This is a genomic window from Serratia sp. DD3, from assembly GCF_000496755.2.
The window spans coordinates 53,273-78,740 of sequence record NZ_AYKS02000017.1 but is presented as its reverse complement, the minus strand read 5'-3'; the positions used below and the strand labels follow the sequence as shown (position 1 = coordinate 78,740).

Below are 25,468 nucleotides of genomic sequence, written 5' to 3'. Positions count from 1 at the left end.
AACATGAATCAGCTGAGTAGCAGCAGCACCTTGATGTCCGACTGATTTTTGCCCACCGCCCTCAGCATTTCATCCTGTTTTTCAGCTATAATGAAAAAATAATCTTTTAGATGCTCTTCTTTCATCAATAAAATTTTGGTTTTTTGATTGGCTATTAATTCTGGGTTTATGCTGTTTTCTTAGCTGGCTGAACTGGATTTTAGTAAAAATTGAGACTTTAATTTTATCATGTTGCTGTTATGTTTTTTTTATGTTTGTTTGTTGTTTCACATATTACGTATAAATTCATCCCGGTTATATTGACGCCGCCACAAACAGTTGGCAATTTGGTAAACTGACGGATAAAACTGACGGCTGCCTGCAGATATCCTGAACAGGCGGACGTTTTGCTGTGATGCGTTCCACCCAGCATTTTCATACTTTATTCGATGACTAACTGCACAGAGACAGCGTAATAAAAAATAGAGGTTCTGGCAGTCATACACACACCACATACGGAGCACGAGCGATGATACGTTCCTTGGGAAAATCAGGAATTTTGAAATGCGGTATTGGGCTGATTGCCTTGACTGTAGCGGCAAGCGTACAAGCAAAAACATTGGTTTACTGTTCAGAGGGTTCTCCTGAAGGGTTCAACCCGCAGTTGTTTACTTCTGGTACCACCTATGATGCCAGTGCAGTACCGATCTATAACCGCCTGGTTGAGTTCAAGTCAGGCACCACCGAACTGGAACCCGGCCTGGCAGAGAAGTGGGACGTCAGCGAAGACGGCAAAACCTATACTTTCCACTTGCGCCAAGGCGTGAAGTGGCAATCGAGCAAAGATTTTAAACCTACTCGCGATTTCAATGCTGATGACGTGGTGTATTCCTTTATGCGTCAGCTTGACCCGAACCATCCTTACCACAAGGTCTCTGGCGGCACCTATGAATACTTCCAAGGGATGGGGATGCAGGATCTGATCAGCAAGATCGAAAAAGTTGATGACCACACGGTGCGTTTCACCCTGACGCGTCCTGAAGCACCATTCCTGGCTGACTTGGGTATGGACTTTGCCTCCATTCTGTCTGCGGAATATGCTGACAATATGATGAAAGCAGGTAAGCCAGAAGTCGTTGATCTCAACCCAATTGGCACCGGTCCGTTCCAATTGCTGCAATATCAGAAAGACTCGAAGATCCTTTACAAAGCCTTTGAGGAATACTGGGGTACCAAGGCGAAGATCGATCGCTTGGTGTTCTCCATCACGCCAGATGCCGCTGTGCGTTATGCCAAACTGCAGAAAAACGAGTGTCAGGTCATGCCGTATCCCAACCCGGCTGATATCGCGCGTATGAAGCAGGACAAAACCATCAACGTGATGGAACAGCCTGGTCTGAATGTCGGTTACCTGTCGTTCAACGTTGAGAAAAAACCGTTCGATAACGTCAAAGTGCGTCAGGCACTGACCATGGCGGTTAACAAGCAAGCCATCATTGATGCGGTTTACCAGGGGGCGGGTCAAGCTGCCAAGAACCTGATCCCGCCGACCATGTGGGGCTATAACGATGCGGTTAAAGACTATGCTTATGACCCTGTCAAAGCGAAAGAACTGCTGAAGGAAGCGGGTCTGCCAGACGGTTTCACTGTTGAACTGTGGGCAATGCCAGTACAGCGCCCTTACAACCCTAATGCCCGCCGCATGGCCGAAATGATCCAGTCTGACTGGGCGAAAATTGGCGTGAATGCCAAGATTGTCACTTACGAGTGGGGCGAATACCTCAAGCGTGCCAAAGATGGCGAACATCAGGCGGTGATGATGGGTTGGACCGGTGATAATGGTGACCCAGATAACTTCTTCGCGACGCTGTTCAGTTGTGCTGCCGCAAAAGATGGCTCTAACTACTCACGCTGGTGTTACAAGCCATTTGAAGATCTGATCCAACCGGCTCGTTCTGCCGCTGATCACGAAAAACGCGTAGAACTTTACAAGCAGGCGCAAGTGGTGATGAATGAGCAGGCTCCGGCATTGATTATTGCCCACTCAACCGTTTACGAGCCCGTGCGTAAAGAAGTGAAGGGCTATGTGGTTGATCCGCTTGGTAAGCACCACTTTGAGAATGTTTCTCTGGATTAAACCCGATGCAGGGCAGAGTCTCTTCTGCCCTGACCACCTGGTTGTCATTTGAAATTAGCAGGATGTTATTAGGCAGGGGCCAGATGTTACGCCTCTGCCTTCCTGTCTCCAGAAGATGTCGTGCAGTGCGTTTTAATAAACCCGGCAGACGATGCGCTGTCGGGCTCTTTATACAGAATACAGAGAGTTCGGGATATGTTGCAGTTCATACTCCGACGTTTGGGGTTGGTTATCCCAACGTTTATCGGCATTACATTGCTGACTTTTGCATTTGTCCATATGATCCCCGGGGATCCGGTGACCATTATGGCCGGGGAGCGCGGTATCTCCGCTGAACGCCATGCTCAGCTCATGGCAGAGATGGGGTTGGACAAACCGCTCTATCAACAATATTTCACTTACGTGACCAACGTGTTACAGGGCGATTTGGGTTTATCCCTCAAAAGCCGAATTCCCGTTTGGCAAGAGTTTGTTCCCCGTTTTAAGGCGACGATGGAACTGGGTTTATGCGCAATGCTTTTTGCCGTGATGCTGGGTATCCCCGTGGGGGTGCTGGCAGCGGTTAAGCGGGGTTCAGTCTTCGATCACACGGCAGTGGGGATCTCATTGACCGGTTATTCGATGCCGATTTTCTGGTGGGGCATGATGTTGATCATGCTGGTATCGGTGCAGCTTAATCTTACCCCGGTCTCGGGGCGGATAAGCGATACGGTATTCCTCGACGAGAGCTTGCCGCTGACCGGTTTTATGTTGATAGATACCCTGATCTGGGGGGAGCCGGGCGATTTTAAAGATGCCGTGATGCATATGATCCTGCCTGCCATTGTGTTGGGTACTATCCCTCTGGCGGTTATTGTGCGTATGACCCGTTCCTCGATGTTGGAAGTGCTGGGTGAGGACTATATTCGTACCGCGCGCGCCAAAGGCCTGAGCCGTATGCGGGTGATCGTGGTACATGCGTTGCGTAATGCCTTGCTACCGGTGGTGACGGTGATTGGTCTGCAGGTTGGTACGTTGCTGGCGGGGGCTATCCTGACTGAAACCATCTTCTCCTGGCCTGGCTTGGGGCGCTGGTTGATGGATGCGCTGCAACGTCGTGATTACCCGGTGGTTCAGGGGGGCGTATTACTGGTCGCCTGTATGATTATTCTGGTTAACCTGCTGGTGGACGTGCTGTATGGCATCGTTAACCCGCGTATTCGCCACAAGAAATAAGGGGCGCTCTGATGTCTCAAGTTACCGAGTCTGTAGTGAAAGGCGCGCCGAAGCCAATGACCCCCTTCCAGGAGTTTTGGCACTATTTTAAGCGCAATAAAGGGGCCGTTGTCGGTCTGGTTTATATCATCATTATGTTGGTGGTGGCGTTAGGGGCAGGGTTCCTGGCTCCGCATGACCCTGCTGACCAGTTCCGAGATGCCTTGCTCAAACCGCCAGTCTGGATGGACGGGGGCAGTTGGCAGTATCTTTTGGGCACTGACGATGTAGGGCGTGATGTCTTGTCACGCTTGATGTATGGTGCTCGGCTTTCACTGCTGGTAGGTTGCCTGGTGGTGGTGCTTTCGCTGATTATGGGTGTGTTTTTCGGCATGTTGGCCGGGTATTTTGGCGGGGTGGTGGATGCCATCATCATGCGCGTCGTGGATATTATGCTGGCGCTGCCAAGCTTACTGTTGGCTTTGGTGCTGGTAGCGGTATTTGGCCCGTCAATTGTCAACGCCTCGTTGGCACTCACCTTTGTCGCTTTACCGCATTACATTCGTTTGACCCGTGCGGCGGTGTTGGTAGAAGTAAACCGTGATTATGTCACGGCATCTCGCGTTGCGGGCGCGGGTTCGATGCGCCAGATGTTTGTCAATATTTTGCCAAACTGCCTGGCACCGTTGATCGTACAGGCTTCTCTTGGTTTCTCTAACGCCATCCTGGATATGGCCGCACTCGGCTTTCTGGGGATGGGGGCACAACCACCGACACCGGAATGGGGAACGATGCTTTCCGATGTGTTGCAATTTGCACAAAGTGCTTGGTGGGTGGTGACCTTCCCTGGGGTGGCAATTCTGCTGACGGTTTTGGCATTTAACCTGATGGGGGACGGCTTGCGTGATGCTCTCGACCCCAAACTGAAGCAGTGACGAGGAACCGATCATGGCATTATTAAATGTAGAAAAGCTTTCGGTGCACTTCGGTGATGATGATGCGCCGTTCCGTGCGGTAGATCGCATTAGCTACAGTGTGGAGCAAGGGCAGGTAGTGGGTATTGTCGGTGAATCTGGCTCTGGTAAGTCGGTCAGTTCATTGGCGATTATGGGGTTGATTGATTACCCCGGCAAAGTAATGGCAGATAAACTGGAGTTCAATGGCCAGGATCTGCGTAAAATTTCTGAAAAAGAGCGTCGTCATCTGGTGGGCTCTGAAGTCGCGATGATCTTCCAAGACCCGATGACCAGCTTGAACCCCTGTTACACCGTCGGTTATCAGATCATGGAAGCCTTGAAGGTGCATCAGGGGGGCAATCGTCGGACTCGTCGCCAGCGTGCCATTGACTTACTGACCCAAGTGGGGATCCCTGATCCTGCTTCGCGGTTGGATGTTTATCCCCATCAACTTTCGGGTGGCATGAGCCAGCGTGTGATGATCGCCATGGCGATCGCCTGTCGGCCCAAGCTGCTGATTGCTGATGAACCGACCACCGCCCTTGATGTGACCATTCAGGCGCAGATCATTGAACTGCTCCTGGAATTACAACAGCGTGAAAATATGGCACTGCTGTTGATCACCCATGATTTGGCCTTGGTGGCGGAAGCGGCACATCACATCATCGTGATGTATGCCGGGCAGGTGGTGGAATCGGGTAAGTCATCGGAAATTTTCCGCGCACCGCGTCATCCTTATACTCAGGCGCTGCTCCGTGCATTGCCGGAGTTTGCCACCGATAAGGCGCGCCTGGCATCACTGCCTGGTGTGGTTCCGGGTAAATATGATCGGCCAGAGGGTTGCATGTTGAACCCGCGTTGCCCTTATGCGAATCAACGTTGCCGTGTAGAAGAGGCGGAGTTACAAACTGTTCACGGCCGCCAGGTTAAATGTCATACACCGCTGGACGATGCGGGGAGACCAACCGAATGAGTCAGAATCACCCTTTTTTATTGCAGGCGATTGACCTGAAAAAATATTATCCGGTCAAGAAGGGGATGTTTGCTCCAGAACGGCTGGTAAAAGCGCTGGATGGCGTTTCCTTTACCCTTGAGCGCGGCAAGACACTGGCCGTGGTTGGTGAATCTGGCTGTGGTAAGTCCACGTTAGGCCGTCTACTGACCATGATCGAAGTGCCCACCGGGGGGGAGCTCTACTACCAAGGGCAAGACCTGCTCAAGCCGGATGTCACGGCGGATAAGTTACGCCGCCAGAAGATCCAGATTGTATTCCAGAACCCTTATGGCTCGCTGAATCCGCGCAAGAAGGTGGGGCAGATTCTGGAAGAGCCGCTGTTGATCAATACCTCATTAAGCAGTGCTGAACGGCGTGAAAAAGCGCTGGAGATGATGGCGAAAGTCGGCCTGAAAACGGAACATTATGACCGCTATCCGCATATGTTTTCTGGTGGTCAGCGCCAACGTATCGCCATTGCCCGTGGCTTGATGCTTAACCCGGATGTGGTGATTGCCGATGAGCCTGTTTCTGCACTGGATGTTTCGGTGCGTGCGCAGGTACTGAATCTGATGATGGATCTGCAGCAGGAACTGGGGTTGTCTTATGTCTTTATCTCCCATGACCTGTCGGTGGTGGAACACATTGCTGATGAAGTGATGGTGATGTACCTGGGCCGTTGTGTGGAGAAGGGCAGTAAAGAGGCTATCTTCAACAATCCGCGTCACCCTTACACCCAGGCGTTGCTCTCGGCAACACCACGGCTGAACCCGGATATGCGACGTGAACGTATCAAACTGACCGGTGAGCTCCCGAGCCCAATGAACCCACCGCCTGGTTGCGCGTTCAATGCGCGTTGCAGCCGAACCTTCGGTAGCTGTACCCAGTTGCAACCGCAGTTGCGGCAGTATGGTGACCAAATGGTGGCCTGTTTTGCTGTTGATCAGGATGAAAGCGCCGAGTCTTAAAACAGATTGGGTTGCCAATAAGAAAGGGCTCGTTTGAGCCCTTTGTCATGTATACCCAGCAAGATGGTTTAATGCGGATAAGGCACCCAATCACCGCCATTCAGTTGAATATAGGGTTGCCCCTGGTACTGAATGACGATGGCATTATCATTTTCAGAGATCGCGGCAGTTTTAGGTAGGCCTTCCGTCAGTGCTTGCCAGTTAACGCTGGCCGCAGTGAACGCTTTACCATCCACCAAGCGGGAGATCAGCTCAGACAGTGCCAGATAGCTGCTGGGGGCTGTAATCTCTAGCGGGCTGCCTTGATGTGGTGCCTGCATGCCCACCAGTTTGATGCCCACCGGGATATGCGTAATGCTTGGGCTGGGAATATCACGCAAACCTGACATCTGCATTTTATCACCCGCTAGCGCCGCACCGTGCTCTGGTACAAACACTACCATTACTTTGCGCCCCGACTTTTCCAGCTCGTCCAGGAAGGTGTTTAACTGGTCTAACAGCATCTGTGCCCGAGGCCGGTAGTCGGCACTTTTATTGGAACCGACAAACCGGTTGCCATCATGTAACGGGATGGTATTAAAGAAGGTCGCAGTACGGGCATTACCCTCATTTTTCTGCTGTTCAAGCCACTGGTTAAGTAATTGCAGGTCGTTATATATCGGTTCACCATCAAATGAAGTGAGTTCGTGACTTATGTTAGCTTGAGACATAAGTGGCGCTTGCAGACCACCATCGGCCTGCAGATTTTTTAGGTAATCACCGAAGACACCTGAGTGATCCAGCATCAGTTGCTGTTTAAAACCTAATTTAGCCAAATTATCAAATAGATAACATTGCTGGCTGGCCGGTTGATACAAATCTTTATGGGCGGGTTGGCCGCAACTGGCACGTAATAGTCGTATGGCGGCCGGGCCACTATAGGCGGTCGCCGAGTTAAAGTTGGTGAACAGAATATCCATCTTCGCCCATAACGGATGGTTGCGCAGGTTGACCGCATCCAGATCAGACCACGAAAGTGAACAAATATTGATGATTAATACATCAAAAGGCTGAGCATCGGTCGGCAAGCTGGCTGGGAAGGTGGTCGCTCGGCTTTGCTCCTCGCCATAGAACTGGTTCAGGTAGGCGTTGAGATTCTCATTAGTGGGGGGCGCATTGGCGGCAGGTTGGTTACTCGCAGGTGCCGCAGGTGTCGCAGGTGTCGCAGGTGTCTCAGGGACCATCGCCGCCTGCTTGGTCGCGGGTAACAGCGATACTGCCGGGCCGGTGATATTGACCAGATTCAACCAAACCAACGCAGCAACGGTAAACACCGAGATCCGTAGCCATTGGGCGATAAACAGATAAGCCACCAGCAAGACAAAAATCGTCCCGATCATTTGCCAATTGATAAAACGTAGGGTCAGCTCGAGCATATAGTGGGCACTGAAACCGGCCAGTTGTGAACCTTGGCTGATAATACTGCTCACCCCGGGCAGCCAGGTATCGTGATAGAACAAACCGATACCAATAGGAATGGCAATCCTGTGCCGCCAGCGGTGCCACCTTAGTGAGGGGATGGGCATCAGCAAGAATGCCATAAACACCAAATTAGGCAGTGGATGGAAGTTCAGATAACCAAACCATAATAGACCGAACTTGAGCAAAAAATAAAAATTCCAGCCGCCAAGGCCACGCCAATAGCGCCATAGCGTATTATCAGGTTGCGTGATTTCTTTATCAGTCATAGTTATTTTTTATGTTCGCCTTGAGAGGCCACGTTTTTGTTTCCCGATCGTTTTGCCGGTTTCAAATAACGTGGAGATAACAGTAAATTCTGCCAGGTTCGCAGCCAGTTAGGGAGACGACGGTGTAGCACGTATCCCACAGGAATAAAGATGATTGCGCACAGCAGCACTAATTGCACGATATCGTCTATGCCATTCATACCCCCCCCTCCGGCTCACGGCTCAAGAGTGTAATCGGCACCGGGTCACGGCGTTCAACCGCCGCCGCCTCTGCTACGGTTACCGCTGGTTTGGTAACTTTGACTTCCGGCTGACTATCGTCAAATGATAGCCCAATATCTTGAGTCAGTAGCCTGATTTGCGCGGTAATATCGATATCCTGTGACCATACTATCCGGTTACTGAATGCTTCGTTTACGGGTAAACGGAAAATAAACTTCAACGCGGTATCCAAATCGTTAATGCGGCAGGTGGACAGGAACAGGAATAACCGATTCTGTGCCACCGTCATGATATCGCCATAGCGGCGCTGATGGCACAGCGTCATCGACTGGCGAGCAGTTAACCCTGGGGCGGGGCGTAAAGCGACCATCACACCTTTGCCATCCTCCGGCAATAGCGTATTTTCCATCAGTGATAACACGGCTTTGTTGAACTCTTCTGGTGGCAGATAACCTTTTAATTGCAATGGACGCACCCCGGCAATCAGGGCGCTGATATCTTGCGGAATATGGCGCGATAATCTCTGGCCCTGAATACCTTCCAGCATGGTCAAAAAGGTGGAAAGCGGTGCGACATGGGGCACAATCAAATTAGTGCCGCAGGCGAGTAGTAGCCGTTCGTCACTGTAGCGCAGGCTGGCACTCATCTCGCGCACCGCAATCTTCAAACCATCCCCACGGCTGCGGCGCAAACTATGGATATGCTGCGCTAACGGGTCAATTTCATCAGTTTTGTACAAGGCAAAAATCAGCGTGGCGGCGGTGGCCTCCATACCGAGCTGCATCACTTGGGTATTATTTTCCAGTAACTGCCAATTGCTTGACAGCGCAGGCGCCCCTTCCAACACTCGTTTCTCTGCCAGGTAGCGGCTACTGTCGTTGTGCTCGAGGGTCGGTGAGGGCTGATTATTATTCTCTTTTGCTTGCCAGCCCAGCTCATCGCTGAGCAGAGTGAATGACTGGTTGGCTTGGATGCTGTTTTCTGTACTCCACCAGTTAACCAGATATTGGGCGTGGTCCTGTTGCCACTGCAGGCTGGCTAATCCATGCAGCAAGCGATGCTCACCGCCGAGTTGCCCCTTAAGCTTGTTGACACCGCTACCGTAACAGAGGACCAACAACGTGCATTGTTGCTGTTCTAACCAGCTATTGAGTTGGTTACCCCAGGATTGCAGTTCTTGACTGGTGAAGGTTTGCCATAAATTGGCATGAGCCAGCAGGATCAGCAGCCGGTTTTTCGGCCTTAGCGCGCGCATCAAATCGTCAGTCAAGTGCCAGAGTGCGGCCTTTTTTTCCGGTAAGGTATACCAAGGGCACTTTTTCAGCCTAGCGGCAGACAAGTGCTCTGCCCACTGTTGATCCGGTAGGTCACCGCTACAAATCAGGGCCAATGAGCGACTTTCTTCTTGGGCGGCGATGATTTGCTGGCAAAGCAAATCCGCATCGCGCTGGCGATCAGCATTCACCCAATAGAACCCTGGGGCTTGCATTTCCGACAGCTCTTGCCAAATGTGTCGGATACCTAGAGAAAAATATTGCGCCATATGGTCTATTCTACTTGTTAATTAAACAGTTTACAGACGTTACCCTGGTTGATCTTTGTGGGTGATAAGACTTAACTTCATGTAAGGCACACTCTATTACTACTGACTGTCACCACTGACAGGTAACTTCAATTTTTTATAGTCTATCTGCTAAGATTCATCTGATGACAGTTTTTTTTATAAAGCTTGTTATATACTTCAAGTGACCTTTATGTCTATGTTGGCTGCTCAATGACTTAATTTTGAGATCTATTCTTAAACTGTCGTCAGGCAACTGGGATTATTTCGAATATACTTAACATTAGCCTATTTTAAGGCGGCAAGATGAATAATGATGAGTCGACGATTTTTCAGGCTAACGTTCTACAAGAAATGCCGGATGATCTTAAGGCGCTAAGTCAGGCATTTTCTTTGCCGAAATTGAGCTATATCGATATTTCACGCCAAGAACGACTAACAAAAATGATGATTCGCTGGCCATTGTTGTCTGAATTGTCAGAACTAACTAAGTTGGCAGAGTTGGCAAACAAAACTGGGAGTGCTTGAGTTATGCCAGTAATTGCACTGCAGGGGGTGCGTGGTGGTATTGGTACAACATCAATAACGGCAGCACTGGCTTGGTCATTACAACAGTTAGGGGAGTCTGTGCTGGCGATTGATCTGTCGCCGGATAATTTACTGCGCTTGCACTTTAATACACCAGTTGGGCTCAACCGTGGTTGGGCGCGAGCTGAGCTAGAGGGTGTGGCGTGGCAGCAGGGCGCGATGCGTTACTGTGAAAACCTCGACTTTTTGCCCTTCGGTGGTTTGAATTTGGCGGAGCAGCGCAGCATTGATCAGCAACAGCGTCAAGCGCCGCAGCGCTGGCGCGACTTTTTAGCGCAAGTGCGTGCTTCTGGCCACTATCGCTGGATCCTGCTGGATATGCCCGCGGGGAATACCCCGGTAATTGAACAACAGTTGGCCCTGGCGGATACGGTATTTCAGCTCATGAGTCCCGATGCTAATTGTCATGCGCGCCTCTATCAGCAACCGATGCCCGCAGCCTGTCGTTTTCTGGTTAATGGTTACTCCGCTGCCAGCCTGTTACAGCAGGATCTGCATCAGTTGTGGCTGCAAACCCTGGAGGGGCTGTTACCGTTGGTGATCCATCGTGATGAAGCCTTGGCCGAAGCGCTGGCGATGAAGCAACCACTGGGTGAATATCGCCCAGAAAGCCTGGCGGCCGATGAAGTATTAACCTTGGCCAACTGGTGCTTGCTTAATCTACAGGGTTCGGCGCGATGAGCCGGGTAATGGGCTGGTTGTTGGTGCCCCCTGTTTATCAGCGGATGCAAGGGCGTTATCGCTCTTATCGTCGTGCGGGGTCATCTGCATTCAGCGCGTTTTTTACCACGTTGCTGGTGGTATTAGGCTGGGTATTATTGCGGTTTGAATCACCCGCTTGGCAAGAAATACGTGCGGCACGGACCTATTGGTTTCCGCATATTTCCCCTTATCGGCCGCGCCCGGCAGATATTTTGCGTTATTTGCTGCAGGTGGTGTGGTTGTTAATCACACATAATGGCCCTTCGCCAATAGGGCGTTATTTTTCTTACTTATCGATGGGTTGGCGCAAGCTAAAAGTGCGTTACGCCAATGGGTTGCATCGTTTGCCTCGTCGCCTGAAGGCATCAGGGGTAGAGGAGCGTTCGGCGCAGCGTATTAATCGACTCAGCCAACCGGTGCGGCGCTGGTTATTTATTCTGGCCAGCGTAGTAGCCGGGTTGTTAGCCTTGCTCTGTATCTCGCAACCTTTCGATTATTTTACCCAGTTTGTGTTTGTCCTCTTACTCTGGGGTATCGCCATGGTGGTGCGGCGAGTACCGGGCCGTTTCCCCAGCCTGATGCTAATTGTTTTATCCTTCACGGTTTCTGGCCGTTATATGTGGTGGCGTTATAGCTCCACCTTGAACTGGGATGATCCCCTCAGCCTGATTTGCGGCCTGCTGCTGCTGCTGGCAGAAACTTATGCCTGGATAGTGCTGGTTTTGGGGTATTTCCAGACGATTTGGCCGTTACACCGCCAACCGGTGCCGATGCCGGATGATATCAGCACCTGGCCAACCGTGGATATGATGATCCCCACTTACAACGAAGATTTGAGCGTCGTCAAGCCTTCTGTTTATGCGGCGTTGGGGATTGATTGGCCGAAAGAGAAATTGAATATCTACATTCTTGATGATGGTAATCGCCCTGAGTTTAAACAGTTTGCTGAGGAGGTCGGGGTGAAGTACATCGCACGGCCTACCCATGAACATGCTAAAGCCGGCAATATCAATAACGCCTTGCGTTATGCCACCGGTGAATTGGTCACCATCTTCGATTGTGATCATGTGCCAACCCGTTCATACCTGCAATTGACGGTGGGGTGGTTCTTTAAGGATAAAAAGTTGGCGATGTTACAAACGCCACACCATTTTTTCTCGCCGGACCCGTTTGAGCGCAACTTGGGGCGTTTTCGCCAGACACCCAATGAGGGCACGCTGTTTTACGGGCTAGTGCAGGATGGTAACGACATGTGGGATGCCACTTTTTTCTGTGGTTCTTGTGCCATTCTGCGGCGTAGCGCACTGGATGAAATCGGCGGTATCGCCGTCGAAACCGTGACAGAGGATGCGCATACTTCGCTGCGTCTGCATCGCCAGGGGCATACCTCAGCCTATATTCGTATTCCGCAAGCGGCGGGTTTGGCGACAGAAAGCTTGTCTGCCCATGTTGGCCAACGTATTCGGTGGGCCCGTGGCATGGTGCAAATTTTCAGGTTGGATAACCCGTTACTAGGGAAAGGACTGAAACTGGTGCAGCGGTTATGTTATGTCAACGCGATGTTGCATTTTCTGTCCGGAGTTCCGCGTTTGATCTTCCTGACCGCCCCTTTGGCGTTCCTGTTATTCCATGCCTATATCATTTTTGCACCCGCATTGATGATTGCGTTGTTTGTGATTCCACATATGATTCATGCCAGCCTGACGAACTCGCGTATTCAGGGGAAATATCGCCACTCTTTCTGGAGTGAAATCTATGAAACCGTGATGGCCTGGTATATCGCCCGGCCAACCACCGTGGCATTGTTTAGCCCACATAAAGGTAAATTCAATGTGACGGCTAAAGGCGGGCTGGTGGATCAGGACCATGTGGATTGGGTGATCAGCCGCCCGTATCTGATTCTGGTGATGTTTAATTTTGCCGGTCTGCTGTTTGGGTTCTGGCGACTATTCTACGGCCCACCCAATGAGACGATGACGGTGTTTATCAGCTTGGTGTGGGTGATCTATAACATCATTATTCTGGGTGGTGCCATGGCGGTGGCGGTGGAAGCCAAGCAGGTGCGGCAGTCACACCGGGTAGAGTTAAGTATGCCTGCGGCAGTCGCCCGTGCCGATGGGCACCTGTTCCCTTGTACACTGCACGACTATTCGGATGGTGGGGTCGGGGTAAAAATGCGCGTGTCGGCCCCGTTTAACGTGCAGGACCCGGTCACCTTGCTCCTCAAGCGGGGTCAGCAGGAGTTCACTTTCCCCTGCGTAGTGACCAGAGCTAATGGCCTGTATGCCGGTTTTCGCCTGTTACCTCTCTCAACGCAACAAAATATCGAATTTATTCAGTGTACTTTTGCCCGTGCTGATACCTGGACACTGTGGCAGGATGAATACCCGGAAGATAAACCGGCAAGCAGTTTGCGTGATGTTTTGCTATTGGGCCTCCATGGTTATCAGCACATGGCGGATTATGCACCACCGATTATTCGTAAAATTTTGGTTGGTTTCACCTCGCTGGCGCTGTGGATCATGTCATTTATTCCTCATGGTGTAGCGAGAAACCGGGTTGCAGCAGAACAGGAAGCAGCGGCATAGGCTGTGTGTTGAAACTGTTGGTTCGCTTGCCTGGCGAGCTGGCGATAACTTTGATGATGATGAAACGATGACAAAAAAAATAAATTGGTTCACCGCATTGGCTTTAGGCATCAGTACCTTGTCTCAGGCGGAAACTGTCACTGCACCTATTTCGATTGAGCCACCGCAAGTTACCACGGCGGTGGAAGGGTCAGTCACCATTCCGATGAATGCGCCGGTTACACCCGCGTCCAATGCACCTGTACGTGATGTGCAACTCCACTTTGCCGATGTTGCTCCGCCGCCAGGAACGTTTACCTTGCGGGGCACGCGTCCTGAAGGGCAGATTGAGTTCGGGGTGCGCAGTGATGAAGTGGTTTCACAGGCGACGCTGGATCTGGAGTTTACTCCTTCCCCTGCACTGATCCCGTTGTATTCACAGGTTAAGGTTTATCTGAATGATGAATTGATGGGGGTCGTTGCTATTGCCAAAGATCAACTGGGTAAGTCAAACCATATCCAGATGCCCATTGATCCGCGTTATATCATCGATTTTAACCGTGTACGCCTAGTGTTTATCGGCCATTATCAGAACATTTGTGAAAACCCGGCGAACAGTACGCTATGGTTGGATGTGGGTAAGTCCAGCTCGTTGAATTTGCGTTTCCAGAAACTACCATTGGAGAATGAGCTTTCTCATTTCCCGGTACCGTTCTTTGACAGCCGGGATAACCGACCCTTAACCCTGCCGATGGTCTTTGCTGGCGAGCCGGATTTGGCACAACAGCGTGCAGCCGGGATCCTCGCCTCTTGGTTTGGTGCCAAGGCGCAGTGGCGTGGTCAATCATTCCCTACGTTGTTTAATAAGCTGCCTGATCAGCACGCGATTGTCTTTGCCACTAATCAACAGCGCCCGGATTTCCTGAAGGACCTCCCTGCAGTGAATGGGCCTACGGTGGAGATGATTAACCACCCAGATAACCCTTATGTGAAATTGTTACTGGTACTGGGGCGTGATGACAATGATTTGATCACCGCAGTACAAGGCATTGCTCAGGGCAGTATTTTGTTTCGTGGCCAGAGCTTGACGGTGGATAAAGTAGAACAACTGCTCCCCCGTCAGCCTTATGATGCACCGAACTGGGTGCGAACGGATCGGCCAGTGAAATTCAGTGAATTACAGCAATTTGCAACTCAGCTTCAGACTGCTGGCCTTGAGCCAGGGCCGATCAACCTATCAATCAGTTTGCCGCCTGACTTGTTCCTGCTGCAGAGTAGCGGCATTGATATGCAGTTGAAATACCGCTATACCGCCCCACGTGTTCAGAATGGTTCAAGCCTGAATATCAGCCTGAATAATCAGTTTGTGCAATCCTACCCCCTGCTCCCCGAAAAGGATCAGGGTGCGCAGTTATTGCGTTTACCACTGTTACAGGGGCTGACTGATAACGCTAAAGAGATCAGTATCCCGGCACTGAAGCTGGGGGCGACTAACCAGATGCGTTTTGACTTCGACTACCTGACGTTGTTGGCCAGTGGTGAAGAGGGGCGTTGTGAAACCTATTCACTGGTATCTAACCGTGCGGTGATCGACGGCAATTCCACCATCGATTTTTCTGGTTATCACCACTTTATCACCATGCCTGACTTGCGGGCCTTCGCCAATGCGGGTTTCCCATTCAGCCGTTTGGCGGATCTGTCGCAAACTTTGGTACTGGTGAACAAACAGCCGCAACCTGCCCAGGTGAGTGCATTGCTTAATGCATTAGGCAATATCGGGGCGCAAACCGGTTACCCAGCATTGGCTTTTACGCTAACCGATGACTGGTCACAGGCCAAAGATAAAGATGCCGATATTCTGCTGATTGGTACCATTCCGCCAGAACTGCGGGATGACAGCAAAATCAATCAGTTGGTGGACGCAACCTTGAGCTGGGTAAAAAGCCCGGTACGCCAGTTACCGCTGCCAGAGATGGAAATACAGCAGGATGATGCAACACCTGAGAGCAAAACGACCATCAGTTCATCAGGTGCCATGTCGGCGATTATTGGCGTGCAATCCCCGTTCCATGATCAACGTAGCATAGTGGCTTTGCTGGCGGACAGCCCGCGCGGTTATGAATTATTAAATAGTGCGCTGCTCGACAGTGGCAAACGTGAGGCGGTATTTGGTTCGGTGGCGGTGATCCGTGAGTCGGGTGTCAATAGCCTACGTGTCGGTGATATTTACTATGTGGGCCATTTGCCATGGTGGCAGCGCATTTGGTATGCCCTGTCGACACACCCCATATTGCTGGCCGTTATGGCGGCCATTGTGGTGATCATCGTGGCGCTGTTGCTGCGGCGTGGTTTGAGGGCTTTCAGCCGTCGTCGTTTGGCACCTGAAGATAGGGATTGATGGCCATGACGGGAGGTTGCCTGCAACGTCTGCTGTATGGTGTATTGCTGCTGTGTGCCGTCAACACGGCAACCGCCTGTGAATGGCCGGCCTGGCAGCAATACCGGCAGTTTTACATCAGCGATGATGGGCGGGTGATTGATCCCAGTAGCCCAAATCTGGTAACTACCTCAGAAGGGCAAAGCTACGCCATGTTCTTTGCTCTGGTGGCTAATGATCGGGCAACGTTCGATAAACTGCTGAAATGGACGGAAAACAACCTGTCTGCTGGCTCCCTGACGGCCCATCTGCCTGCCTGGTTGTGGGGGAAGAACGATCAAAATCATTGGCAGGTGTTGGACAGTAATTCTGCGTCGGATGCTGATTTGTGGCTGGCTTATGACCTGTTGGAGGCCGGGCGCTTGTGGAAAAACCATCATTACCAACGTGTGGGCAGATTGCTGTTGCAACGGATTGGTCGTGAAGAGGTCGTAGATATTCCCGATTTAGGGAAGATGCTGTTACCGGGCAAGGTGGGCTTTGTGGCTGAAGAACGTTGGCGGCTCAATCCCAGTTATTTACCGCCACAACTCCTGGCACGTTTTGCTCGCTTTAATGGGCCCTGGAAAGCGATGAAGAAAAGTAACCAGCGCTTGTTGTTGGAGACCGCGCCACAGGGTTTTTCACCCGATTGGGTGATTTGGCAAGCTGACAAAGGTTGGCAAGCGGATGAGGTTAATCCCAATATGGGCAGTTATAACGCTATCCGCGTTTATCTCTGGGCGGGCATGTTGGCAGATGAAGACCCGCATAAAGTGGCACTAGTGAAACAATTCCAGCCGATGGTGCAGATGACCACCCAGCTTGGTGTGCCACCCGAAGAAACGGATACCGCTACGGGTAAAACCACGGGTTATGGCCCGGTTGGCTTCTCTGCCGCGCTACTCCCGCTGTTAGCCACCCAGCCTGCGGTACTGGCTCAACAACGCCAGCGTCTAGCGGATCCATTACCGAGTGATGCCTACTTTAGTGCTTCTTTGATTCTGTTTGGCCAGGGTTGGGATCAACAACGTTATCGTTTTAATCGTCAGGGTGAACTTCTACCCTCTTGGGGCAGCAAATGCGTAACTACAGACTAGGCTGGCTGAGCCTATTACCGTTAAGCCTGGCCCTATTGCCGCAGGCGCAGAGCGCGGAAACCGTTGCGCCTGAGCAATGGCTGCTGGAACAGGTACGTATCGGCGAAGCGAGTAATAAAGATGATTTGGTCAGTCAGTCACTTTACCGCCTTGAGTTGATGGCGCCGGATAATCCGGAGGTGATCGCCGCACGTATACGTTTGGCATTGCGCCAGGGTAATCAGGCATTGGCGCAGCAACTGCTGACTAAGCTGAAACAGCTGGCACCACAATCGGCGGCTTACCGCCAGGCAGAAATCAGCCTATTGATGACCCAGCCCGAAACGCGTCAGAAGTTGCAACAGGCGCGTTTGTTGGCCACCGCCGGTCATTTGCAGGAAGCCAAAGCCCAATACGATCAGCTATTTAATGGCCCCCCACCCACACTCGATCTGGCAACGGAGTATTGGCGGCTGGTGGCTAGGTTACCCGGCCAGGAAGCAGTGGCGATACAGCAGTTACAGGCACTGGACCAGCAATATCCCAACAATATAACCCTGCGTATGGCGCTGGCGCAGATGCAGTTTAGCCAAGGGCAGGATGCGCAGGCTTATGAGCTATTGCAGCAGGTTGCCGCTGACCCTAATGGACGTACTTTTGCCGCTGATTTGTGGTTGGCGAAAACCAAAGAAATACCCGTCAGCGCGCAGAGTGTGGCGGCATTAAAACGCTTTATTGAGGTTTTTGCTGGCAGTGATCAGGCGGTTAGTGCGCAACCAGAGTTAGCCCGGCAGCAGGCTTTGCTGGCTGACCCTGCCTATCAGGCACGGATAACCGGTTTGGCGCAGGTGGAGAAAGGCGCCAGTAGCACTGCGATCCCTGAACTGAAAAAAGCGTTATCCAGCACCCCCAATGATGCTGAAGTACTGGGTGCTCTGGGGCTGGCTTATTCCCGTGCGGGTGACCGGCAACAAGCTTTGCGCCTGTTTGAGCAGGCGGCGAAAGTAGAGGGTAACAATAATAGCGACAAATGGCAGAGCCTGATCAAGAGCACCCGTTACTGGATGACGGTGGATGCGGGTGACAAGGCACTGAAAGCCAATAATCTGCCGCTGGCACAGCAAAAATATCAGCAGGCACGGCAGATTGATCAGAGTGATAATTATGCGTTGATTGGCTTGGGTGATGTGGCGGTGGCTGAAAAAGACGATAGCCGCGCAGAGCGCTATTATCAGCAGGCGTTGCGTTTGGACCCGGCGAGTGAGAGTGCTATACGGGGGGTGGTTAATATTTATCAACGGCAGTCTCCGCAAAAGGCGTTGGACTATCTTAATCGTCTGCCCCGAGAGCAACAGACCAAGGTGAGTGGCATCTTTGATGAACTGCAATTGGACATGTTGAAACAGCAGGCGGATGAGCTGGTGCAGCAGCAGCAGTGGTCACAGGCGATAGAAAAATATCAGCAAGCCTATCAGAAAGCGCCAGACGATATCTGGCTGACTTACCGCTATGCGCAAGCGCTGCGCCAGATGGGGCAACAGCAGCCAGCCGATACGCTGTTTCACCGCTTAGTACAGCAGCACCCTAATGATCCACAACAGATTTATGCCTATGCGCTCTATTTGTCGAGTAGTGATCGCGATACCCAGGCGTTGGCACATCTGAACAGGTTACCCCAAGCGCAGTGGGACGATAATATGCGCGAAATGGCGCAACGGTTACAGATGCAGACGGTGCTGGATCATGCCGAGAAACTTCGTACTGCGGGTAATGAACCTGCGGCGATGGCCTATCTTAGTCAACAGCCAACAGAGAGTCGCATCAAACTGACCCTGGCAGATTGGGCGCAGCAAAGAGAGGCTTATGATGAAGCGCTGGCGAGTTATCAATGGGTTCTTGAGCGAGACCCCAATAATCCGGATGCTCGTCTGGGTGAAATTGAATCCTATGTGGCGCAAGGCAAACTCAGCCAGGCGCGGCAGAAATTGCAAGCGACTCCACCGATAGCCGATGACTCAATTAATACTCAGCGTCAGGTTGCCAATGCCTGGGCGGCGGTAGGAGAGCCGCAAGCCGCACTGGATATTTTTACGCGGCAGAAAACGGCTGCCCAGCAACAGCCAAACGGGCAGGAGAAAGCCTTGCTATACCGTGATGTGGCGCGGCTTGAACAGGCTCAGCAGTGGCCAGAAGCGGCAAAACAGGATTACCAGCAGGCGATGGTCGCCAGCGGCATCACGCCAACGGTGCCAGAGGACAATGACAGTTACACGCGTTTGACACGTAGCAATGCCACCGACGATTGGTTAAAACGTGGTATTCGCTCCGATGCAGCCGACCTTTATCGTCAGCAGGATGTTAAGGTCACGCTCGATCATGACTACTGGCATTCAAGCGGGACTGGGGGGATTTCGAATTTTCAGGCACACGACACCATGCTACAGGTGGATATGCCTCTGTATGATGGCCGTGCTTTCTTGCGTACCGATACTGTGCAGTTAGGAGCTGGAACTTTTGATACCAATAATGGCAGCCACTTTGAAACCTTTGGTACGTGTAATACCGTAGGTTGCAGCAGTGATCTACGTCAGGACGCTACTGGTACCAGTGTGGCAGCGGGTTGGGCAAACGACCATTGGCAAGCGGATATCGGTACTACCCCACTGGGGTTTGATGTGGTCGATTGGGTGGGCGGTGTCGCCTACAGTGGTGACTGGAATAATATTGGCTGGACGTTGGGCGCATCACGACGGCCGATGGCCAGTTCGTTGCTGGCTTTTGGCGGGACCCGTGATCCTAATACCGGTATTACCTGGGGTGGCGTGCGGGCTACAGGAATCTACTTGAGTGGCAGTTATGACCGGGGTGGCGATCATGGCGTATGGGCGGATGTTAGCGCTAATCAACTCACCGGACAAAATGTGGAGAATAACCAGCGTCAACGCTTGATGGCGGGTTATTACTACAAAGTGATCAATGAAGATAACCGCCGGTTCTCCATTGGGTTGAGTAGCACGTTATTGCACTATCAGAAGGATTTGAGTGGCTACTCTTTGGGGCAAGGGGGCTATTATAGCCCGCAAGAGTCTATGTCGTTGTCGGTGCCGATAAATTACCGCCAGCGTACCGAGAACTGGTCATGGGAACTGGGGGGGGGCGTGTCGATTTCCCATACTAAAACCGATGATCAGCGACGTTATCCCTTACAGGGATTGATCCCTGATTCGCTGCCAGATAAAGCGGCGATAGAAAGCGGCAGTACCTCTTCCGGTATCGGTTACACGCTGCGGGCGATTATCGAACGCCGCTTGAGCTCTCATTGGACGGCGGGGGCGGGGATTGATATTCAACAGGCAAAAGATTATACACCGAGCCATATGCTGCTCTATTTACGTTACTCGTTTGATGGCTGGCAGGGTGATCTCGATATGCCACCGCAACCACTGACACCTTACGCTGACTTTAAGTAGAATATTGGGTGTGTCATCTAGCGGGTAGTTTTGCTACCCTGTGGTTAATTTACACCCACGTGTATTAATCAGCCGAGCCATTGGGTGCTGCCAATACCATTATCGCTTGGATAATGATTCGGCATGAAATTGAATAGTGGAGAACGGGTTTGCGTGTCAGGCGTTCATTAACAATCAAGCAGATGGCGACGGTGTCGGGTGTAGCGCTGGTGACATTTTGCATTTTTATCATCATTCAGCTGTTCCATTTAGTACAGCAGCAGCGGGTTGATTATAGCCAGCAGATGGAAAGTATCGCTGACTCGGTGCATAAACCCTTGGCGCAGGCGGTGCTGCGTATGGATATGCCGGAAACCCAAAATTTGCTTAATACACTGCCGCCAATCGGTATTCTCTCTCGGGCAGATATTGTGTTGCCCAATCAGTTTCAGGTTCAACATGCTGATTTCACCGCTCAGCGCCCGGTCCCCGCTCTGGTGATGCGTATTTTTGACTTGCCAATACAGGTCTCAATGCCGCTTTATTCCTCGGAGCCGATTACTGCCAATAGTCAGCCATTGGCTTATCTGGTACTCCAGGTTGATTCATACCGGATGTATCAGTTTATCCTCAGCACGCTGTCTATGATGTTGTCGACTTATCTTTTACTTACCCTAATTTTGTCCGTTGCTATTACCTGGTGTATTAACCGGTTGTTGGTGCATCCGTTGCGTGCCATGGTCCGTGAGTTGGAAAATGTTCCGCAAGAGGCGTTGCTTTACCACCAACTGATGTTACCCGCCCAACATCACGATGATGAGTTAGGGGCGCTGGTGCGTAATTATAATCGCAACCAGCAGGCGATGGTTAAGGCGCATTTGGCGAGTTCCCGCAATGCCATGACATCTGGACTCGATTCATTGTTGTTGACTGCGCCGTTTGAGCAGCGTCGGTTTGCCTTGTTTTTACAATCCCAATGGGATATGCAGACCCAGCAAGTGATCGCTGCGGAAGTTTTTCCCTATTGGTTGCAGGATGACACGGCTATCTTGCCAGCAGCGCTGTTACCATTGGTCGAAGGTCGGGGGATGATAGTTCCCATTGGCAACTGGATGCTGGCTGAATCGTGTCGCATTTTGGCTAACTGGCAAGCCAAGGATATTGCCCTGCCGCTGGCGGTGAAAGTCTCGGCACTGCAGTTACAGCAGCCAGAGTTTGTCCCCCTCCTGAAGCAACAGTTGACAAAATGTTCAATTAATCCAGGCAAACTGTGGTTGGAAATCACCGCAACGGCGTGTAATAACGATGTTGACGCCACTCAAGCGCAACTGAGCTCTCTGCGTGAGCTGGGGGTGGGGGTGGTACTGGTGGTTATCGATGCGACCAATGTCAGCAGCCTTAAGCATTTGCCATGGGATTCGATTAAAATCGCCGCTGAGGTTATTGCTGGTGTGCCAGAGTATCAGGCAATGACACAGACGGTGAGTCGTGTTGCTGCTGAGTTTCACCAACCGATGATGGCGGAGGGGGTTGCCACTGGGGCGCAACGGGAATGGCTACTGCAACAGGGGATTCGCCGTGGTCAGGGGCCGCTGTTTGGTCAGTTGCTGCCAAAGGAGGAGTTTGAACAGCGCTTTTTTAGTGTAAAAAAACTGTGATCTTGTTGGTAAAAAATCGGCCAAATCTGTTTTCAATGTGTTAATGCTCACATATATCATAACTTTATATCAACAGAGCCGTTCATTGCCTTTATCCTATCGCCAATTTCAATGACTCATGTCGAATTTTATCCCCCACTTTATGAAATTTGCTGAACTTGGGTATCTAATTTAGGGAACTTTTTATGGCTGATCTACCACTTAAACCTTCCACCTCTTCACCAGCGATTCGGCGAGGCCTGTTTATTCTGGCTGCCGATCTTTTGTTGTTTGTGGTGTTGCTGCAAACTTTGCCATTTAATGCCCAAGAGAATATGGGGCTGGCCTTGTTGGTATTTATCGGCATTTTGTGGCTGACTGAGGCGATACATATCACCATTACTGCGCTCTTGGTACCGATTATGGCGATCGGTATGGGGATCATGAATGTGGATAAGGCACTGGCGTCTTTTGCTAACCCCACCATTTTCCTGTTCTTCGGTGGTTTTGCGCTGGCTACTGCATTGCATATTCAGAAGATTGATCGGTTGATTGCCAATCGGCTGCTGCTGTTAGCTCGTGGCCGGATGTTGGTGGCTGCCTTGATGTTATTTGCCACTACGGCAGCACTTTCCATGTGGATCAGTAATACGGCGACGGCGGCCATGATGTTGCCGCTGGCGATGGGGATTTTGTCGAATCTTGACCGGGAGCGGGAACATAACACTTATGTTTTCCTGTTGTTAGGGATTGCTTACAGCGCCAGTATCGGTGGGCTTGGCACTATGGTTGGCAGCCCACCCAATGCCATTGCTGCCGCCCAGCTTGGGCTGGATTTTATGGGTTGGATGAAGTTTGGTATTCCGGTGATGCTGGTATTGATGCCGCTGATGGTGGGTACGCTCTATCTGATGTTGCGCCCCAGCCTGAACCACCAGTTCAGCATTAGCCTGGAAGAGTTCACCTGGAGCCCGTCACGTAAGATCACCCTGGGTATTTTTTTGCTTACCGTGGTGTGCTGGATTTTTAGTAGCTACATCAGTGCGGTTTTAGGGGGAATAAAACAGTTTGATACCGTGGTTGCGGTCGCGGCAGTGATCCTGATCGGTATCAGTGGGGTTGCCAGTTGGGCGCAAATCCAGCAGAACACCGAATGGGGCGTCTTGATGTTGTTCGGCGGTGGTTTGACGCTGAGTGTGATCTTGAGAGATACCGGTGCCAGCAAAGTGATGGCAGAAGGTATGGCAACCCTGTTTGGCAGCAGCCACTGGTTTATTATTATTCTGGCCGTTGCGGTATTTATTATCTTCCTGACTGAGTTTACCAGCAATACCGCCAGTGCTGCGCTGTTGGTGCCGATCTTTGCCACCGTTGCCGAAGCCTTGGGGATGCCCCCAGCACTGTTGACCATTGTGATCGGTATTGGGGCTTCCTGCGCCTTTATGCTACCGGTCGCCACGCCGCCCAATGCCATTGTTTATGGTACCGGGATGATACGCCAGAGTGAGATGGTCAAAGTTGGTTTCTGGCTCAATATTATATGTGTGCTGGTTGTTACCTTATTCGCATGGTTCGTCTGGCGTTAAGTTGTCGGGCAGCGCGGATTGCCTGCCCTGATCACAGGACGTACATCGCTGTGCGTCCTGATTATCTTCAGTAGATATCCGTATCAATCGCGGTGTTCCTGCCAAATGTCAGGCCGAGTAATCAGGCAACCTTTCCCACCACTTGAATTCCCACAGTGAAAAACTGATTCGTTTCATCTCTTAAAATTTACAAATAACTATTTAGGGTGAACAACAAATTATTTCCATGTTGTTATTGCAGTGTTATTTTTGCGCGTGCGATGAACAGTGTAGACGAGTGAATGCCTACCTATCGCACCGTTTCCCCCCTAAGGATGTTGAAAATGAAAAAACAATTCTATAAAAGCCTTTATTTTCAAGTATTAACTGCAATTACGTTAGGTGTCTTGCTTGGCCATTTCTACCCTGATCTTGGTGCTCAGATGAAACCGTTGGGTGATGGGTTTGTAAAATTAATTAAAATGATTATCGCCCCGGTGATCTTCTGTACCGTCGTGACTGGTATCGCAGGTATGGAGAGCATGAAAGCGGTGGGCCGTACCGGCGCGATTGCGCTGTTGTACTTTGAAATTGTCAGTACTATTGCGCTATTGATCGGGCTGGTGATTGTGAATGTGGTACAACCGGGGGTGGGAATGAACGTTAACCCCGGTACACTGGATGCCAAATCGGTGGCGGTGTATGTCCAACAGGGGGCCGAACAGGGGATTGTCCCGTTTCTGCTGGATATTATTCCCGGCAGTGTGATTGGTGCGTTTGCCAGTGGCAATATCTTGCAGATATTACTGTTTGCCGTGTTATTCGGTTTTGCACTCCATCACTTGGGTGAAAAGGGGCAACTGATCTTTAACGTGATCGAAAGTTTCTCGCGCGTGATCTTTGGCATCATCAATATGATCATGCGTTTGGCACCGATAGGGGCGTTCGGTGCAATGGCATTCACTATCGGTAAGTATGGTGTGGGCACACTGGTACAACTTGGGCAATTGATCATCTGTTTCTATATTACCTGTGTGCTTTTTGTGGTGGTGGTGCTGGGCTCGATTGCCCGTTACACCGGTTTCAATATCTTCAAATTTATTCGTTATATCAAAGAAGAACTGCTGATTGTGCTGGGAACTTCTTCTTCCGAATCGGTACTCCCCCGCATGTTGGATAAAATGGAGAAACTGGGGTGCAAGAAATCGGTAGTGGGGTTAGTGATCCCGACTGGTTACTCCTTCAACCTTGATGGCACCTCAATCTACCTGACCATGGCCGCGGTATTTATCGCTCAGGCAACCAATACCCAGATGGATATCATTCATCAGGTGACATTGCTGGTGGTGTTATTGCTCTCTTCCAAGGGGGCGGCGGGCGTCACGGGCAGCGGTTTTATTGTGTTGGCCGCTACTATTTCGGCAGTGGGGCATTTACCCCTGGCGGGTTTGGCGCTGATTCTGGGGATTGACCGTTTTATGTCAGAAGCACGCGCATTGACCAATCTGGTGGGTAATGGTGTGGCGACGGTGGTGGTGGCTAAATGGTGCAAGCAACTTGACCAGCAGCAACTGAATCACGAACTCAACAACCCGGTAGCTCAACCAGAGCCAGTCAAGTCCACTCTCTGATTTTTCCTCGCTAGACCCCGGTTCATTCAAGTTGCAGCTTACCCCCTGCAGCTTGAGTGACAACAAAGTAGAGATTATTTTTCACATTGCTAAGTA

At 51.1% G+C, this 25,468-nt stretch carries 17 protein-coding genes; 14 read left to right on the top strand and 3 right to left on the bottom strand.

The window, feature by feature from the left end; all coding sequences use genetic code 11:
* Positions 1 to 508 precede the first annotated feature (508 nt).
* From dppA to dppF, 5 genes are all read left to right on the top strand, one after another.
* Positions 509 to 2,116 (top strand): dipeptide ABC transporter periplasmic-binding protein DppA, encoded by a 1,608-nt coding sequence (gene dppA / locus IO95_RS03140; protein ID WP_023489114.1) that lies wholly within the window; start codon positions 509 to 511, stop codon positions 2,114 to 2,116.
* Positions 2,117 to 2,311: 195 nt separating this feature from the next.
* On the top strand, positions 2,312 to 3,331 hold the full coding sequence (gene dppB, locus IO95_RS03135; protein WP_023489113.1) for a dipeptide ABC transporter permease DppB: 1,020 nt from the start codon (positions 2,312 to 2,314) through the stop codon (positions 3,329 to 3,331).
* Positions 3,332 to 3,342: 11 nt separating this feature from the next.
* Positions 3,343 to 4,245 (top strand): dipeptide ABC transporter permease DppC, encoded by a 903-nt coding sequence (gene dppC, locus IO95_RS03130; RefSeq protein ID WP_023489112.1) that lies wholly within the window; start codon positions 3,343 to 3,345, stop codon positions 4,243 to 4,245.
* A gap of 13 nt (positions 4,246 to 4,258) precedes the next feature.
* Positions 4,259 to 5,239 (top strand): dipeptide ABC transporter ATP-binding protein, encoded by a 981-nt coding sequence (dppD, locus tag IO95_RS03125; protein ID WP_023489111.1) that lies wholly within the window; start codon positions 4,259 to 4,261, stop codon positions 5,237 to 5,239.
* Positions 5,236 to 6,228: a dipeptide ABC transporter ATP-binding subunit DppF gene (gene dppF / locus IO95_RS03120; RefSeq protein ID WP_023489110.1), complete on the top strand. Its 993-nt coding sequence runs from the start codon at positions 5,236 to 5,238 to the stop codon at positions 6,226 to 6,228. Before dppD ends, dppF begins: the two co-directional genes overlap by 4 nt.
* 68 nt (positions 6,229 to 6,296) lie before the next feature.
* Here dppF and bcsG read toward each other — a convergent pair whose 3' ends face one another.
* From bcsG to bcsE, 3 genes are read right to left on the bottom strand one after another with little or no spacing between them, the layout of a single operon-like run.
* The gene (bcsG, locus tag IO95_RS03115; protein ID WP_023489109.1) at positions 6,297 to 7,955 is read right to left on the bottom strand and encodes a cellulose biosynthesis protein BcsG; all 1,659 of its coding nucleotides are present in this window, start codon (positions 7,953 to 7,955) and stop codon (positions 6,297 to 6,299) included.
* Positions 7,956 to 7,957: 2 nt separating this feature from the next.
* Positions 7,958 to 8,155: a cellulose biosynthesis protein BcsF gene (bcsF, locus tag IO95_RS03110; RefSeq protein WP_023489108.1), complete on the bottom strand. Its 198-nt coding sequence runs from the start codon at positions 8,153 to 8,155 to the stop codon at positions 7,958 to 7,960.
* Positions 8,152 to 9,720 carry a cellulose biosynthesis protein BcsE gene (bcsE, locus tag IO95_RS03105; RefSeq protein ID WP_023489107.1) on the bottom strand — a complete coding sequence of 523 codons (1,569 nt, stop codon included), beginning with the start codon at positions 9,718 to 9,720 and terminating at the stop codon, positions 8,152 to 8,154. Before bcsE ends, bcsF begins: the two co-directional genes overlap by 4 nt.
* A gap of 324 nt (positions 9,721 to 10,044) precedes the next feature.
* Here bcsE and bcsR point away from each other — a divergent pair, with 324 nt between their 5' ends.
* The 9 genes from bcsR to IO95_RS03060 all read left to right on the top strand — a co-directional run bounded on the left by bcsR (position 10,045) and on the right by IO95_RS03060 (position 25,372).
* Positions 10,045 to 10,266 (top strand): cellulose biosynthesis protein BcsR, encoded by a 222-nt coding sequence (gene bcsR / locus IO95_RS03100; RefSeq protein WP_051791083.1) that lies wholly within the window; start codon positions 10,045 to 10,047, stop codon positions 10,264 to 10,266.
* A 3-nt stretch (positions 10,267 to 10,269) separates the two neighbouring features.
* Positions 10,270 to 11,007 (top strand): cellulose biosynthesis protein BcsQ, encoded by a 738-nt coding sequence (gene bcsQ / locus IO95_RS03095; protein WP_023490495.1) that lies wholly within the window; start codon positions 10,270 to 10,272, stop codon positions 11,005 to 11,007.
* Entirely contained in the window at positions 11,004 to 13,616 is a 2,613-nt protein-coding gene (gene bcsA, locus IO95_RS03090; protein WP_023490494.1) for a UDP-forming cellulose synthase catalytic subunit, read from the top strand. Before bcsQ ends, bcsA begins: the two co-directional genes overlap by 4 nt.
* 67 nt (positions 13,617 to 13,683) lie before the next feature.
* Positions 13,684 to 15,993: a cellulose biosynthesis cyclic di-GMP-binding regulatory protein BcsB gene (bcsB, locus tag IO95_RS03085; protein WP_037383794.1), complete on the top strand. Its 2,310-nt coding sequence runs from the start codon at positions 13,684 to 13,686 to the stop codon at positions 15,991 to 15,993.
* A 5-nt stretch (positions 15,994 to 15,998) separates the two neighbouring features.
* The gene (gene bcsZ, locus IO95_RS03080; protein ID WP_037383791.1) at positions 15,999 to 17,111 is read left to right on the top strand and encodes a cellulose synthase complex periplasmic endoglucanase BcsZ; all 1,113 of its coding nucleotides are present in this window, start codon (positions 15,999 to 16,001) and stop codon (positions 17,109 to 17,111) included.
* A complete protein-coding gene (gene bcsC, locus IO95_RS03075; protein WP_023490491.1) occupies positions 17,093 to 20,560 on the top strand; it encodes a cellulose synthase complex outer membrane protein BcsC in 3,468 nt (1,155 codons plus the stop codon). Before bcsZ ends, bcsC begins: the two co-directional genes overlap by 19 nt.
* A 149-nt stretch (positions 20,561 to 20,709) precedes the next feature.
* Complete coding sequence (locus IO95_RS03070; protein WP_023490490.1) at positions 20,710 to 22,197, top strand: EAL domain-containing protein; 1,488 nt, start codon at positions 20,710 to 20,712, stop codon at positions 22,195 to 22,197.
* Between the two features lie 185 nt (positions 22,198 to 22,382).
* Entirely contained in the window at positions 22,383 to 23,762 is a 1,380-nt protein-coding gene (locus IO95_RS03065) for a DASS family sodium-coupled anion symporter (RefSeq protein WP_023490489.1), read from the top strand.
* Positions 23,763 to 24,085: 323 nt separating this feature from the next.
* Positions 24,086 to 25,372 carry a dicarboxylate/amino acid:cation symporter gene (locus IO95_RS03060; RefSeq protein ID WP_023490488.1) on the top strand — a complete coding sequence of 429 codons (1,287 nt, stop codon included), beginning with the start codon at positions 24,086 to 24,088 and terminating at the stop codon, positions 25,370 to 25,372.
* Positions 25,373 to 25,468 lie beyond the last annotated feature (96 nt).

Excerpts from the sequence above, each read along its gene's own strand:
- dppA (WP_023489114.1), top strand. The coding sequence starts at position 509 with ATGATACGTTCCTTGGGAAAATCAGGAATTTTGAAATGCGGTATTGGG.
- dppB (WP_023489113.1), top strand. The coding sequence starts at position 2,312 with ATGTTGCAGTTCATACTCCGACGTTTGGGGTTGGTTATCCCAACGTTT.
- dppC (WP_023489112.1), top strand. The coding sequence starts at position 3,343 with ATGTCTCAAGTTACCGAGTCTGTAGTGAAAGGCGCGCCGAAGCCAATG.
- dppD (WP_023489111.1), top strand. The coding sequence starts at position 4,259 with ATGGCATTATTAAATGTAGAAAAGCTTTCGGTGCACTTCGGTGATGAT.
- dppF (WP_023489110.1), top strand. The coding sequence starts at position 5,236 with ATGAGTCAGAATCACCCTTTTTTATTGCAGGCGATTGACCTGAAAAAA.
- bcsG (WP_023489109.1), bottom strand. The coding sequence starts at position 7,955 with ATGACTGATAAAGAAATCACGCAACCTGATAATACGCTATGGCGCTAT.
- bcsF (WP_023489108.1), bottom strand. The coding sequence starts at position 8,155 with ATGAATGGCATAGACGATATCGTGCAATTAGTGCTGCTGTGCGCAATC.
- bcsE (WP_023489107.1), bottom strand. The coding sequence starts at position 9,720 with ATGGCGCAATATTTTTCTCTAGGTATCCGACACATTTGGCAAGAGCTG.
- bcsR (WP_051791083.1), top strand. The coding sequence starts at position 10,045 with ATGAATAATGATGAGTCGACGATTTTTCAGGCTAACGTTCTACAAGAA.
- bcsQ (WP_023490495.1), top strand. The coding sequence starts at position 10,270 with ATGCCAGTAATTGCACTGCAGGGGGTGCGTGGTGGTATTGGTACAACA.
- bcsA (WP_023490494.1), top strand. The coding sequence starts at position 11,004 with ATGAGCCGGGTAATGGGCTGGTTGTTGGTGCCCCCTGTTTATCAGCGG.
- bcsB (WP_037383794.1), top strand. The coding sequence starts at position 13,684 with ATGACAAAAAAAATAAATTGGTTCACCGCATTGGCTTTAGGCATCAGT.
- bcsZ (WP_037383791.1), top strand. The coding sequence starts at position 15,999 with ATGACGGGAGGTTGCCTGCAACGTCTGCTGTATGGTGTATTGCTGCTG.
- bcsC (WP_023490491.1), top strand. The coding sequence starts at position 17,093 with ATGCGTAACTACAGACTAGGCTGGCTGAGCCTATTACCGTTAAGCCTG.
- IO95_RS03065 (WP_023490489.1), top strand. The coding sequence starts at position 22,383 with ATGGCTGATCTACCACTTAAACCTTCCACCTCTTCACCAGCGATTCGG.
- IO95_RS03060 (WP_023490488.1), top strand. The coding sequence starts at position 24,086 with ATGAAAAAACAATTCTATAAAAGCCTTTATTTTCAAGTATTAACTGCA.